Raw genomic sequence first — 13,902 nt, forward strand, 5'->3', positions numbered from 1 at the left:
GCCGGCGGACCGTACGCTTGGTGACCGTGAGCCCTCGTCGCAACCGCCCTCGCCGGGAGGAGAACCCCGGCCTGGACGCCGAGCGTGCCCGCCACGGCGTGCCGACCGTGCAGCAGTGGCGCGACGGCGACTGGCAGGTGCGCGCGATCAGCGGCGGGGCATCAGTCAAGACGTACCGCTGTCCCGGCTGTGACCAGGAGATCCGTCCCGGCGTGGCACATCTGGTGGCCTGGCCGGCCGACGACCGGGGTGACCTGACCGACCGCCGGCACTGGCACTCCGGCTGCTGGCGGGCCCGGGACCGGCGCGGGCCGAACCTCCAGCGCGGCCGGGGCGCCCCGCGCTACGGCTGAGCGATCTGGATCACCCGGTTCCCGTCCCGCTGGGCGGCGGGGCCGCCGACGCGGGAGACTGGCAGGCGTGAGCACTCCGATTCGCGCGTCGTCGATCCTGCCCGGTCACCGGGAGGACATCGAGCTGCACACCGCCGACGGGCTGACGCTCGTCGGCGAGCTGGCCCGGCCGTTGGACCGCGAACCGGCCGCCACGCTCGTCTGCCTGCACCCGCTGCCCACCCACGGCGGGATGATGGACAGCCACGTGTTCCGCAAGGCGGCCTGGCGGCTGCCCGCGCTGGCCGGCCTCGCAGTGCTCCGGTTCAACACCCGGGGGACCAGCAGCGTCCGCGGCACCAGCGAGGGAATTTTCGACGGCGCGGTCGGCGAGAAGTTCGACGTGGCCGCCGCGATCGAGTACGCCGAGTTCCACGAGCTGCCGAACATCTGGCTGGTCGGGTGGTCGTTCGGCACCGACCTGGCGCTGAAGTACGGCTGCGACCCGGCGGTGGCCGGCGCGATCCTGCTCTCCCCGCCGCTGCGCTACTCCGCGCCGGAGGACCTGGGGGTCTGGGCCGAGACGGGTAAGCCGCTCACCGCGCTGGTCCCCGAGTTCGACGACTACCTGCGTCCGGAGGAGGCCCGGGAGCGGTTCACCGCCGTGCCGCAGGCCGAGGTGGTGGGCGTGGACGGCGCCAAGCACCTCTGGGTCGGCGACGCGGAGAAGGTGCTGGACGAGATCGTCCGGCGGGTCGCCCCCGGCGTACCGTTGCCGCTGCCGACCACCTGGGACGGCCCGATGGAGACCGGCGACGTCAGCGCGTACGCCGACCGCACCGTCGCCGCGTTCGCGGACACCCCGGTTCCCGGCCCGGCCCAGCGGCGCGCCGAGTAACCGCTCAGCGGGCGTCCTGGCGGGGTAGCACCACCTCGCGCAGGATCAGCTGCAACGCGGCCACGGTGGGGATCGCGATGAGCGCGCCCACCACGCCCAGCAGCGCCACCCCGAGCAGCGCGGCGAGCAACGCCGCCACCTCGTTGACCGACACTGCCCGGCGCATGATCTTCGGGTAGATCAGGTAGTTCTCCACCTGCTGGTAGAGCACGAAGAACACCAGGCAGGCGATGCCCACCGGCAGGTCCGTGGCGAGCCCGACGAGCGTCACCACCACCGCGCCGAGTGTCGCGCCGATCTGCGGGATCAGGTCGGTCACCGCGACCACCACGGCGAGGGCGAACGGGTACGGCAGGCCGACCGCCAGCGCGAACACGAACGTCGTCACCCCGGCCAGCACCGCGATGGCGAGCGCGCCGACCATGTACGCGCCGACCCGGGTGAGGATCTCGTCGCCGATCAGCCGGACCCGCTGCCGGCGCGAGCGCGGCACCATCGCGTACCCGAGTTCGCGCAGCTTGTCGAAGTACGCCAGGAAGTAGATCGTCAGCACCAGCACCGTGAGCAGGCGGAAGATCGTCCCGAAGATCAGTTGGGCCCCGCCGAGCACGCCGCCGAGCGCCCGCCCGATCGTGTCCGCGTTCGCCGCCGCCTGGACCCGCTCCATCACGTCGTACCGGATCACCAGGTCGTTGACCGTGGGATTGCGGCGCAGCTCCTCGACGTAGCCGGGTAGCTGCTGGAGGAACTGGCCGGACTGGGTCACCACCGGCGGCACCAGCGCCAGCAGGCCGGCGACGATCAGCAGCACCACGGTGAGCGTCACCACCGCCACCGCCAGCCCGCGCGGCAGGCCCCACTTGCGCAGCCGGACCACCGCCGGGTGCAGGCCGACCGCGAGGAACAGCGCGATCACCACGAGCACCAGGATGCCGGCGGCGTTGCGGATGCCCAGGAACAACGCGTACGCCAGCAGCACGCCGAGCGCGCCGGTGAACCCGACCAGGAAGGCGCTGCGCCGCAGCGGCCGCCCCGGTACGCCGAAGCGCCCGCTCGGCTCGAACTCACCCGGCTCGACGTCGACGGGCCGCTCGCCGCTCATGCCGGTGCCGGTCCGCGTGTGCTCCGCGGTGCGCGTGGTCTCACTCGCGGTGCCCGTGGTGTCGCTTGCGGGCCTCGCGTCGCCGGTGGGGGAGCCGGAGGTGTTCACGTCCGCGGCCTCGTCGTCCCGGGCGGCGGAACCCTCCTGTGACACCCGTGCCTCCCCGCTGCCCGGCTCGCCCGCCGGTGCCGTCCACGGCCGACGCGCGGCCCTATGCCCGCAGGGTAGTCGCCGCCGTCCGCCCCGACCATCCCACCACCGCCCGCCGGGCCGTCCCGGCGGGCCGTCCCGCCGGGTCGCCCGCCAGTTCGGGGAGGTGGTGTGGTCCGGGTGGGTGGGATGCCGCCACTTCGCCGACGTGGCGCTGGGCCCGCCAGTTCGGGGTGGATCAGTCCTTGTCGACCGTCACCGTGCTGGGCTTGGCGCTGCGCTCGTCGGTGGTCGGCTTTGTCGGGCGCTTGCCGTTCTCACCGGTGCTGGTGATCTTCGTGGGGGTGGCGCCCCGGCCGCCCTCACCCGGCACGGCAGCCACTGTGGGCTCGCCGTCGACGCCTGCTCCGCCGGGGGAGTCCATCGTGGTCACCGGTTCGCCGACCGGCTTCGCCTTGCCCGCGTCGGCGGGCTCGCCGTCACCCTTGGCCGGCCCGGCGCCGTTGGGGACCGCGGTGGCGGTGCCCTTCGCGGCCACCGGCGCACCGCCGCCGGCCGGGGTGTCGCCGGGGCTCTCCGCGCCGCTGGTGACCGGCGTGCCCTCGCCCGCCGGCGTGCCGTCGCCGGTGGACCGGCCGGTGGAGGCGGCGGCGAGATCGTCCGGGTCGACCGGGGTGGCCGCGATCCCGGCCGAGTCGGCGTCGCGCCGCAGGTCGGTGAGGCGGCGTTGCAGGTCGTCGGACTCCTGCCGCGACTTCCACGTCTCGGTACGCAGGTCGGCCAGCTCCTGCTGGGCCTTGGCGATCTCCAGCATCACGCCGGCGAGCTGCTGCCGGCCGGCGGCCACCTCCTGCTGGGTGGCGGCCAGGTGCTGCTGCGTCGTGGCGAGGTGCTGCTGGGTCGTGGCCGCGTACTCCTCGAACTGGCGTCGCGAGGCCGCGACGTGCTCGTCGGCCTTGCGGCGCTGCGCGCCGGCGTCCGCCTCGGCGCGGCGCAGCAGCTCGGCGGCCTCCAGCTCGGCCTGCTGCCGCATGCTCAGCGCGTCGGCCTCGGCGGCCTGCCGGACGTCGGCGGCGGTGCGCTCGATCTCGTCGCGCCGCGTGGTGTACGCCTGCTCCAACTCCTCCTGCCGCTTGGCGTGCTGCTTGTCCAGCTCGTCGCGGCGCTTGGCGAACTCCTGCTCGGCGGCGGCCCGGCGCTGGGCCAGCTCCTTCTCCGCGCCGTCCCGCCGCTCCGTGACCTCCTTCTCCACCCCGGCCCGCCACGCGCCCAGCTCCTGCTGGGTCTGCGCGCGGGCCTGCTGCACGTACGCCTCGGTCTCGGTGCGCATGCGCTGCACGTACGCCTCGACCTCGGCGCGGTTGCGCTTGCCGGCGTCGGCGGCCTCGGTGGTGAGCCGGTTGGCCTCGCTGCGGGCCCGGCCGCGGGTGGCCTTGGCGGCCTCCTCCGCGTCGTCCACGATCTTCTTGGCCTCGGCCAGCGCCTTGGCGTGCGTGGCCCGGCCGGCCTCGGCGGCGGCGTCGGTGAGCCGCTTGGCCTCCTGCTGGCCCTTGGCGTGCACCTCCTTGGCCGCCTCGCGGAGCTGGCTCGCCTCCTGCTGGGCCTTGGCCAGCGCCTCCTTGGCCGCCTCGCGCAGCCGCGCGGCCTCCTGCTGTGCCCGGGAGTGGATCTCCTTGGCGGTGTCGCGGAGCTGGGTGGCCTCCTGCTGGGCCTTCGCCAGCGCGTCCTGGGCGGTCCGGCGCAGCTTCTCGGCCTCGTCCTGGGCGGCCGTGCGCAGCCTCGTCGACTCGTCCTGCGCGTCCTTGCGCAGCTTCGCCGACTCGTCCTTGGCGGCCTTCAGCGTGGCTTCGGCCTCGGCCTTGCGGGCGGCGGTGTGCCGCTCCTCCTCGGTCCGGCGGGCCGCCAGCGCGATCTCGAAGTCCTTGAGCGCCTGGGCGGCCTGCTCCCGGGCCTCCTCGACGATGTGCTCGGCGGCGGCGCGACGGGCCTCGATCTCCTCGTTCGCGGCGGCCAGGATCTCGTCGGCCTGCTCCTCGGCCATGGTGAGGATCTGCTCGACGCGCGGACCCAGGTGCCGGAACGACGCCCGGTCCACGACCGCCGCCTGCTTGCGCACCTGGGCCAGGTCGCGCTGGAGCACCTCGACCTGACCGGCCAGCTTGTGGATCTGGGTGTACGCCTGTTCCCGCTCGGTGGTCAACGCCGCGATCTCGTGCTCCGCGCGAGCGACGTAGCGGTCGACCTGTCGTTTCTCGTATCCCCGCAGGGCGGACTCGAAGCTGGGCTCCGTCGTCACGTCCCCGCCGAGCGCGAACAGTTCCTCGCCGTGCGACATGCCCCCATCCTCACACGCATCCGGCTCTGCTGGGGCGATACGGACGCCCCTTCTGGGAGCTACTTCACCCTCCTGGCGAAACGGGCCGCACAAGCATGACGGCGCGGGGCGACACCGGTCACCCGGTGTCACCCCGCGCCGTGGCTCATGCCCCCGACAGCGGGTGTGCCGATCAGCCGGCCGACTCGGCCGTCACCTTCTGCCCGGCGGCGTCCGCCTTCGGCGTCTCGGCCTTGCCGCCGGCCGGCACGCCCGGCACGATGCCGGCCAGGCCGGACAGCATCTGGCCGAGCTGCGAGGTGACCGCGTCCTTCTGGCGGGTCAGGTCCTCGACCTCGCGACGGGCCGCCTGCGTGGTCAGCTCGGCCTCGGTGCGGGCCTCGTTGAGCACCCGCTGCGCCTCGGCACGGGCCTCGTTGAGCGTCTTGTCGGCCAGCGCCTTGGCCTTGTCGACGGTCTCGTTGGCGGTGCGCTCGGACTCGACCCGCCGGGCCTCGGCCCGCTGCTCGATCTCCTTGGCGCGCTCCTGCGCGGCACGGGCCCGCTGCTCGGCCTCGTTCACCAGCTTCTGGGTCTGCGCGACCTGGGCGGCGTGCCGCTCCGACTCCTCGCGCTCGGCCTTCTCCCGCCGCTCGGCGAGCTGGAGCTCCAGGGCCTGGAGGTCCTTGTCGCGCTTGTCGCGTGCGTCGGTGAGCAGCTTGGTCGCCTCGGCGCGCTTCTCCTCGGCCTCCCGGGCGGCCTTGGCCCGCTGCTGGGTGATCTCCCGCTCGGCGGTGGCGCGCAGCGTGGCGACCTCGCGCTCGACAGTCGACTTCAGCTCGGCCACCTCGTGCGCGGTGACCGTACGCAGCTGCTTGGTCTCGCGGTCGGCGTCGGCGCGCAGCGTGTCGGCCTCACGGCGGGCCTGCACCCGGACCTCGGCGGCCTCGCGCTCGGCGGCGGTGCGGACGCTGCCGGCCTCGCGCTCGGCGGTCGCCTTCATGGCGGCGGCCTCGGCGCGGGCCTTGTCGGTGATCTCACGCGCCTCGAGGCGGGCGGCGGAGAGGATGCCCTCCGACTCGCGCTTGGCCTCGTTGCGGTGGTCGTTGGCCTGCTCCTCGGCCAGCCGCAGGATCTGCTCGACGCGAGTGCCCAGGCCGGAGAGCGTCGGCCGGCTGTTCTCCTCGAGCTGCTTGTTGGTCTCGGTGAGCTTCTGCTCCAGCGCGCTCTGGCGCTGCTCGGCCTGCCGCAGCCGGCGCTGCGCGTCGTTCATCCGCTGCTCGGCCTCGGCACGGGCCTGCTCGGACTGGCTCAGGGCGGCGCTGAGGCGGCCGATGAAGTCGTCGACCTGGTTGGTGTTGTAACCACGCAGGCCAACGGTGAAATCGGGCTGTGAGTTCGCGTTATCGAAGAACGCAAGAGGGGAGGACTGCTGCTGGGGCATTGGGACATACTCGCAGACCCCCCAGGGTGGTTCGCAAGAGTGGTCGGCAGCTTTCGCGTCCGGTTTACATGGTCAACTCCGTCGGCCGTGCGGACCGGACCAATCGGCGATCTTGGCAGCTCCCGCGCGGGTCGGTCGAGTGGGACGTCACCGGGGAAGGTGGCGCGAAAGGGCCGCGGGTCGGAACCCGCGGCCCTTTGTTGCGTACGTCAGTCGAATGGTGACCGGGTCGGCCGGAAAGGCAATCCGGGGCGACCGTACGGTCAGTGACCGCGGAACCGGTTGATGGCGCTTTCGTGGCGCGAACGCATCTCGATGTCGCGGACGCCGAGCCCGTCGGTGGGGGCGAGGCACCGCACGCCGACCTTGCCCTGGTGCGCGTTGCGGTGCACCTCGTACGCGGCCTGGCCGGTCTGCTCCAGCGCGTACGTCTTCGACACGGTCGGGTGCACCTTGCCGAGCGCGACCAGCCGGTTGGCCTGCCACGCCTCGTGGTAGTTGGCGAAGTGGCTGCCGACGATCCGCTTGAGGTGCATCCACAGGTAGCGGTTGTCGTACTGGTGGTTGAAGCCGCTGGTGGAGGCGCAGGTGACGATCGTGCCGCCCTTCTTGGCGACGTAGACGCTGGCGCCGAACGTCTCCCGGCCCGGGTGCTCGAAGACGATGTCCGGGTCCTCGCCGCCGGTCAGCTCGCGGATGCGCTCACCGAAGCGGCGCCACTCGTCCTGGTCCTGGGTCTGCTCGTCGGACCAGAACTTGAACCCCTCGGCGGTGCGGTCGATGACCAGCTCGGCGCCCATCTTGCGGCACAGCTCGGCCTTCTCCGGGGAGGAGACCACGCAGACCGGGATCGCGCCGCCGTTGAGGGCCATCTGGGTGGCGTACCCGCCGAGGCCGCCGGAGGCGCCCCAGATCAGCACCACGTCGCCCTGCTTCATGTTCGCGCCGTGGTGCGAGACGAGCTGCCGGTACGCGGTGGAGTTGACCAGCCCCGGGCTGGCCGCCTCCTCCCAGCTCAGGTGGCGCGGCTTCGGCATCAGCTGGTTGGCCTTGACGATCGCCAGCTCGGCCAGGCCGCCGAAGTTGGTCTCGAAGCCCCAGATCCGCTGCTGCGGGTCGAGCATCGTGTCGTCGTGGCCGGCGGAGTCCTCCAGCTCGACCGAGAGGCAGTGCGCGACCACCTCGTCGCCGGCCTTCCACTTGGTCACGCCCGGCCCGGTACGCAGCACCACGCCCGCGGCGTCCGAGCCGACCACGTGGTACGGCAGGTCGTGGCGGCGGGTCAGCTCGGAGAGCCGGCCGTAGCGCTGGAGGAACTTGAAGGTCGGCAGCGGCTCGAAGATGCTCGTCCACACCGTGTTGTAGTTGATCGCGCTGGCCATCACCGCGACGAGCGCCTCACCCGGGCCCAGCTCGGGGGTGGGCACCTCCTGCACGTGCAGCGCCTTGCGCGGGTCCTTGTCGCGGGTGGCCATGCCCTCGAACATGCGGGTGTCCTCGGCGCGCACCACCACGCCCCGGTAGCTCTCCGGCACGGGCAGTCCGGCGAGGCCGGCGAGCTCCCGCTCCGGCTGCGACGAACCCTCCGCCGCCATGATCGCTTCGAGGATGTCCTGCACGGTGACCTCCCGTTAGTCCGCACCCGCACGACGCGGGCAGGGGTGCTGCCATCGTCGGCGCCGGTGCGACGGGACCGCCATGTCGGCAATCGACACTTCCGGCACCGGTCGCCGCTGCTGTTCGGGCGGACGTTACTGAACGGTAGCTAAAGCGGGAACCCCTCTGTGAAAAACTGCATCCACCGATGCGTGGAGGTGTCCGTGGGAACGTGCAAGTGCGCACTGCCGCGCGTGTTCCCACGTGTTAGGAAGGGCCCCTTCTTAACAGACGTCTGTTAAGAAGGGGCCCTTCCTTGCGGCTCAGGCGGGCTGGACCAGCTCGATCAGCACACCGCCGGCGTCCTTGGGGTGCACGAAGTTGACCCGGGAGTCCGAGGTGCCGCGCCGGGGCGCGTCGTAGAGCAGCCGGACGCCGCGCTCGCGCAGCGCCGCGCAGGCCACGTCGATGTCCGCCACCGTGTACGCGACCTGCTGGATGCCGGGACCACGCTTGTCCAGGAACTTGCCGATCGTGGTGTCCGGCGAGAGCGGGGCGAGCAGCTGCACCATGCCGCCGGAGGCGTCCGGGCCGACCGCGAGCATCGCCTCGCGTACGCCCTGCTCGGCGTTGGTCTCGGTGTGCACGCAGCGCATCCCGAACGTGCGCTGGTAGAAGTCGATCGCGGCGTCCAGGTCGCCGACGGCGATCCCGACGTGGTCGATGCGGCGCAGGCCGATGTCTGTGACAAACTCGGCAGCGGGCTCGACGGGGGAGTTCTCAGCCATGACGCTAGTCTGACCGAACAATCGTTAAGGCGTACAGGTCGGCACCCCCTCGGAGGCAGGCAATGGCTTCGGTGATCGTCAGCGGCGCGCGGACCCCCATGGGGCGCCTGCTGGGCAACCTCAAGGACCTCCCCGCGACCAAGCTGGGTGGCATCGCGATCAAGGCGGCCCTGGAGCGCGCCGGCGTCGCGCCCGAGCAGGTCCAGTACGTGATCATGGGTCAGGTGCTCCAGGCCGGCGCCGGGCAGATCCCGGCCCGGCAGGCGGCCGTCGAGGCCGGCATCCCGATGTCCACCCCGGCGCTGACCATCAACAAGGTCTGCCTCTCCGGGCTGGACGCGATCGCGCTCGCCGACCAGCTCATCCGGGCGGGTGAGTTCGACGTCGTGGTGGCCGGCGGCATGGAGTCGATGACCAACGCCCCGCACCTGCTGCTCGGACAGCGCTCCGGCTACAAGTACGGCGACGTGACCGTCAAGGACCACATGGCCCTCGACGGCCTCACCGACGCCTGGGACTGCTGCTCGATGGGCGAGTCCACCGAGCGCCACGGCGCGAAGCACGGCATCACCCGCGAGGAGCAGGACGCGTTCTCCGCGGCCAGCCACCAGCGCGCCGCCGCCGCGCAGAAGAACGGCCACTTCGGCGACGAGATCACCCCGGTGGTCATCCCGCAGCGCAAGGGCGACCCGCTGGTGATCAGCGAGGACGAGGGCATCCGCCCGGACACCACCGCCGAGTCGCTCGGCAAGCTGCGTCCCGCCTTCGCCAAGGACGGCACCATCACCGCCGGCAGCTCCTCGCCGATCTCCGACGGCGCCGCCGCCGTGGTCGTGATGAGCAAGGCCAAGGCCAAGGAGCTGGGCCTGACCTGGCTGGCCGAGATCGGCGCCCACGGCAACGTGGCCGGCCCGGACAACTCCCTGCACTCGCAGCCGTCGAACGCGATCAACCACGCCCTGAAGAAGGGTGGCCTGAGCATCGAGGACCTCGACCTCATCGAGATCAACGAGGCGTTCGCGGCGGTGGGCATCCAGTCCACCCGTGACCTCGGCATCAGCCCCGACAAGGTCAACGTCAACGGCGGCGCGATCGCGCTCGGCCACCCGATCGGCATGTCCGGCGCCCGCCTCGTCCTCACGCTCGCGATGGAGCTGAAGCGGCGCGGCGGCGGCACCGGCGCGGCCGCGCTCTGCGGCGGTGGCGGGCAGGGCGACGCGCTGATCATCCACGTACCGAACGGCGCCGAGAGCTGATTGTCTTGAACGACGCGAGTAACGCCCCAGCGGCGGCCACCGGCCCGGTGCGCCGCAGCCGGGACGTACCCATGCTGGTGGAACGGGCCCGCGCGGGTGACCCCCGCGCGGTGGCCCGGCTGATCACCCTGGTCGAGTCCGGCGACGAGGTGTTGCCGCAGGTGGCGGCGGCGCTCGCGCCGTACGCCGGGCACGCCCAGGTGGTCGGCCTGACCGGCTCGCCCGGCGTGGGCAAGTCGACGACCACGAACGAGCTGGTCCGGGCGCTGCGGGCGCGCGGTCACCGGGTCGGCGTGCTGGCCATCGACCCGTCCAGCCCGTTCACCGGCGGCGCGATCCTCGGTGACCGGGTCCGGATGCAGGACCACGCGACCGACCCGGGCGTCTACATCCGCTCGATGTCCAGCCGGGGCCACCTGGGCGGTCTCTCTGCGGCGACGCCGCAGGCGGTGCGGGTGCTGGAGGGCGCCGGCTGCGACGTGGTGCTCGTCGAGACCGTCGGCGTCGGGCAGGCCGAGGTGGAGGTGGCCTCGCTGGCCGACACCACGCTCGTGCTGCTCGCGCCGGGCATGGGCGACGCGATCCAGGCGGTCAAGGCCGGCATCCTGGAGATCGCCGACGTCTTCGTGGTGAACAAGGCCGACCGGGACGGCGCGGACGCCACCGTCCGCGACATCCAGGGCATGATCGCGCTCGGCGAGCGCGGGCCGGGGGAGTGGCGGCCGCAGGTGGTGCGCTCGATCGCCGCCCGCGCCGAGGGCATCGACGACATCGCCGCCGCGATCGACAAGCACCGCGACTGGCTGGAGCGCCACGGCGAGCTGCGCCGCCGCCGGGAGGCGCGGGCCGCCGCCGAGATCGAGGCCATCGCGCTGGGCGTGCTGCGCGCCCGGATCGGCTCACTGCGCGACGGTACGCAGCTCCCGACGCTCGCGGCCAAGGTGGCCGAGGGCGCCATCGATCCGTACGCCGCGGCGGAGGAACTGCTCTCCCAGCTCGGCTCCTGAGGCGCGGCCGGCCGGGTCGCCCCGGCCGGCCTCTCAGAGTTCCGCTTCGGTGAGCGGGTTGGCGGTTCCGGCGGCCCGGCTGACCGGGGCCGCCAGCATGCCGGCGATGGCGTCGGCGAGGAAGTCCCCGACGTCCAGCCAGCGCGGGTCCTGCCCGTCCTGTTCGGCGCGGGCCTCGACCTCGGCGGTGGCGGTCATGACGATGCGGGCGATCAGGGCTGCCCGGCCGGCCACCACCCCCGGATCGAGGTGCGCCAGGCGGGACGCCAGTGAGGCGCGGACCGGCAGGTCGACGAAGGCCGACTCGAACGCCTCGCGCATCAGCACCCGCAGCGTCGGGTCGTGCAGGGCCTGGGCGAGGAAACGTGCCCGCCAGCTCGGCCGGGGCAGGCCGGCGAGCACCGCCATGGACGGCTGTACGAGGCTGCGGACGTCGCCGAGCACCGAGTCGGGTTGCGCGGGCATCGCCCGGCGGGGTTCGGCCAGGGCGTCCATGTGCCGGGCGACCAGTGCCCGGAGCAGGCCCTCCCGGCCGCCGAAGTAGTACCGCACCGCGGAGTGGTTCGTGTTGCCCGCGACCTCGGCGATCCTGCGGTCGGAGACCTGCGCGATCCCCGTCTCGGCGAACAGGCGTTCGGCGGCGTCGAGCAGCGCGGTACGGGCCGCCTCCGACCGTGCCATGAACCCTCTCTTCCCCTGGACCGGCGCCCAGCTGTGGCGCAGGCCAAACCTAGTCGTTTCGTCCTCCGGCGACCGCGTCACCTACACTTCGTAAGTCACTTGACTTACGTTTGGCTGCCGACGCAGCCGTGAACCCCTCCGGAGCCTGCCTGTGCCGCCCTCCAACGACCCGGCGCCCGCCGAGCCGACCGCCGCCGACCGCAAGGAGCGGATCATCCGCTCGGTCGCCCTCTTCGTCATGCCGTTCCTCATGGTCACGATGATGTTCGCGACCTACGTGGGAACGATGCACTCGCCGCACCCCCGCCAGATGCCGGTGGCGGTGATCGGCAGCGGCGCCGAGGCCCAGGGCGTCGTCGACGCGTTGAACGCCACAGCCGGCGAGCCGGTCGAGGCCCGGCTGGTCGCGTCCCGGGACGCCGCCGTGGAACTCCTGCGGGACCGGGAGATCAGCGGCGCGTTGCAGCTCCCGGCGGCGGGTTCGGACCAGGCGACGATCATCACCGCGTCGGCGGCCGGCGCCTCCCGCGCCGGCACCGCGCAACAGCTCCTCGCCCCGGTCGCCGTGCAGCAGCAGTGGGCGTCCACCACCGAGGACGTCGCGCCGCTGCCCGACGACGACCGGGCCGGCATCTCGGTGCTGTTCGCCGCGATGGGCATGATGCTCGCCGGCTACGTACCGCTGAGCATGCTCCTGATGGCCACCCCGCACCTGCTGCGCCTGCGGCGGTTCGTTCCGCTGGCGGCCGGCTGGTCGGCGCTGACCAGCACGATCATCTGGCTGATCCTCGGACCCGGTGTGGGCGCGGTCGACGGCCACTACCTCACGTTCCTCGGCGTCGGCATGCTCACGACCGGTGCCGTCGGTCTCGCCCAGCTGCTCTTCACCAAGGTGATGGGGCCGCTGGCGGTCCTGCTCGGGATGCTGTTCTTCGTCGTGCTCGGCATGCCCGCGTCGAACCTGGCGCTGCCGGTCGACACGATGCCCGGCTTCTTTCAGTTCCTGCACGGGGTGCTGCCCCTGCCGGCGGCCGGTGAGGCGCTGCGGTCGGCGCTCTACTTCGACGGCCGGGGCATCGGCGTCCACCTGCTGACGCTCGCCGCCTGGATCGTCGCCGCCGTGCTGCTCTGCCTGCTCAAGGAGCGCGGCGGGGCGCCGATCCCGCAGGCGCCGCAGGTCGACGGCCCGGACACGCCGCTGCCCGCGCTCGCCGGCGGCCCGCCGCGGTCCAAGCGGTTCCGGTACGTGACGGTGGCGGCGTTCCCGCTGAGCATCCTGGTCGCCGTGGTGGGCCTGATGAGCTTCTCCATGCACAAGCCCGAGCCGCACGACATCCCGGTAGCCGTGGTCGCCGCCGTCCCCGAGCAGGCGGAGCAGGTCGCCGCCGGCCTGCGGGCCGGTCTCGGCGGGGTCGCCGACATCTCCGTGGCCGCGTCGGTGGACGAGGCGAGGGAGCGCATCCTCGCCCAGGACCTGGTCGCCGCGTACGTGCTGCCCGCGACACCGGGCGGCGAGGCGACCCTGTACTCGTCGTCGGCCGCCGGTTCCAGCCAGCACATGATGGTGCAGACCATGTTCCGCCAGGTCGCCGCCGGGCAGCAGACGCCGCTGGCGGTCACCGACGTGGCGCCGCTCAGCAGGACCGACACGATGGGCAGCAACAGCCTGTACGTCGGCATGTCCTGGATCATGTCCGGGTTCCTGATGCTCGCCGTGCTCCGGGGCGGGGCACCGCACCTGCGGCGGCTGCGCCAGTTCCTGCCGATCCTCGGCGGCTGGGCGATCGGCATGGCCACCTGGCTGTGGCTGCTGTTCGACGTGATCATCGGCGCGGTCGACGGGAGCGCCCTGGAGATGATCGGTTTCGGGGCCCTCACCATCTTCGCCGTGTCGTCGGTGACCGGGGTCTTCACCCGCACCTTCGGCCTCGCCGCGATCGTCCCGATGATGGTGGTGCTGATGATGGCCGGCGTACCGGCCTCCGGCGGCGGCCTGTCGATCTACATGGTGCCGGAGTTCTTCCGGACGCTCCAGGGCGTCCTGCCGCTGCCCGCCGCCGTGGACACGGCCCGGTCGCTCACCTACTTCGACGGCGTCGGCGTCGGGCGGAACCTCGCCGTCGTGGCGATCTGGGCAGCGGTCGGCCTGCTGCTCAACCTCGGCGTCGACTGGTGGCTCCGGCGCCGGGAGCGGACGGCCGGCGGAACCGGGCCGCACCCGGCGCCGGACACCTCCGGCGGGCTGGACGGGATCGTCGGCGAGCCGGCGCCGGCCGGGGCGCGCTGAACCGGGCTCCGTCCACTGCGGAGCGCCCGCGCCTAGTACGCTCGCAC

11 protein-coding genes are annotated in these 13,902 nt (G+C 72.8%); 5 read left to right on the top strand and 6 right to left on the bottom strand.

Going from position 1 to position 13,902, the window contains the following annotated elements; genetic code table 11:
• The first annotated feature begins 20 nt into the window (after positions 1-20).
• Positions 21-353, top strand: coding sequence for a hypothetical protein (locus tag BFV98_RS24800; RefSeq protein ID WP_013288228.1), 333 nt, complete (start codon positions 21-23; stop codon positions 351-353).
• Positions 354-420: 67 nt separating this feature from the next.
• Complete coding sequence (locus tag BFV98_RS24805) at positions 421-1,230, top strand: alpha/beta hydrolase (protein WP_071097931.1); 810 nt, start codon at positions 421-423, stop codon at positions 1,228-1,230.
• Between the two features lie 4 nt (positions 1,231-1,234).
• On the opposite strand, the gene BFV98_RS24810 is transcribed toward BFV98_RS24805, so the two are convergent.
• The 5 genes from BFV98_RS24810 to mce form a co-directional block, all read right to left on the bottom strand.
• Positions 1,235-2,332, bottom strand: coding sequence for an AI-2E family transporter (locus tag BFV98_RS24810; protein WP_174361816.1), 1,098 nt, complete (start codon positions 2,330-2,332; stop codon positions 1,235-1,237).
• 388 nt (positions 2,333-2,720) lie between these two features.
• On the bottom strand, positions 2,721-4,817 hold the full coding sequence (locus tag BFV98_RS24815) for a hypothetical protein (protein WP_013288225.1): 2,097 nt from the start codon (positions 4,815-4,817) through the stop codon (positions 2,721-2,723).
• Positions 4,818-4,989: 172 nt separating this feature from the next.
• The gene (locus tag BFV98_RS24820) at positions 4,990-6,240 is read right to left on the bottom strand and encodes a DivIVA domain-containing protein (RefSeq protein WP_013288224.1); all 1,251 of its coding nucleotides are present in this window, start codon (positions 6,238-6,240) and stop codon (positions 4,990-4,992) included.
• Between the two features lie 263 nt (positions 6,241-6,503).
• Positions 6,504-7,859 (bottom strand): crotonyl-CoA carboxylase/reductase, encoded by a 1,356-nt coding sequence (ccrA, locus tag BFV98_RS24825; RefSeq protein ID WP_013475377.1) that lies wholly within the window; start codon positions 7,857-7,859, stop codon positions 6,504-6,506.
• A 300-nt stretch (positions 7,860-8,159) separates the two neighbouring features.
• Positions 8,160-8,624, bottom strand: a complete 465-nt coding sequence (gene mce / locus BFV98_RS24830) for a methylmalonyl-CoA epimerase (protein ID WP_013288222.1) — start codon at positions 8,622-8,624, stop codon at positions 8,160-8,162.
• Positions 8,625-8,686: 62 nt separating this feature from the next.
• Between mce and BFV98_RS24835 the strand changes: the two genes are divergently transcribed.
• Together BFV98_RS24835 and meaB are read left to right on the top strand one after the other, a co-directional pair.
• Complete coding sequence (locus BFV98_RS24835) at positions 8,687-9,880, top strand: acetyl-CoA C-acetyltransferase (protein WP_013288221.1); 1,194 nt, start codon at positions 8,687-8,689, stop codon at positions 9,878-9,880.
• Positions 9,881-9,885: 5 nt separating this feature from the next.
• Entirely contained in the window at positions 9,886-10,887 is a 1,002-nt protein-coding gene (gene meaB / locus BFV98_RS24840) for a methylmalonyl Co-A mutase-associated GTPase MeaB (protein WP_013288220.1), read from the top strand.
• Between the two features lie 33 nt (positions 10,888-10,920).
• Here the strand turns inward: meaB and BFV98_RS24845 are convergent, their stop codons facing one another.
• Positions 10,921-11,568, bottom strand: a complete 648-nt coding sequence (locus tag BFV98_RS24845) for a TetR/AcrR family transcriptional regulator (RefSeq protein WP_013288219.1) — start codon at positions 11,566-11,568, stop codon at positions 10,921-10,923.
• A gap of 151 nt (positions 11,569-11,719) precedes the next feature.
• Here BFV98_RS24845 and BFV98_RS24850 point away from each other — a divergent pair, with 151 nt between their 5' ends.
• A complete protein-coding gene (locus BFV98_RS24850) occupies positions 11,720-13,855 on the top strand; it encodes an ABC transporter permease (protein WP_013288218.1) in 2,136 nt (711 codons plus the stop codon).
• Positions 13,856-13,902: the final 47 nt, after the last annotated feature.

It is taken from the genome of Micromonospora sp. WMMB235 (genome assembly GCF_001855515.1).
Taxonomy (GTDB): Bacteria; Actinomycetota; Actinomycetes; order Mycobacteriales; family Micromonosporaceae; genus Micromonospora; species Micromonospora aurantiaca.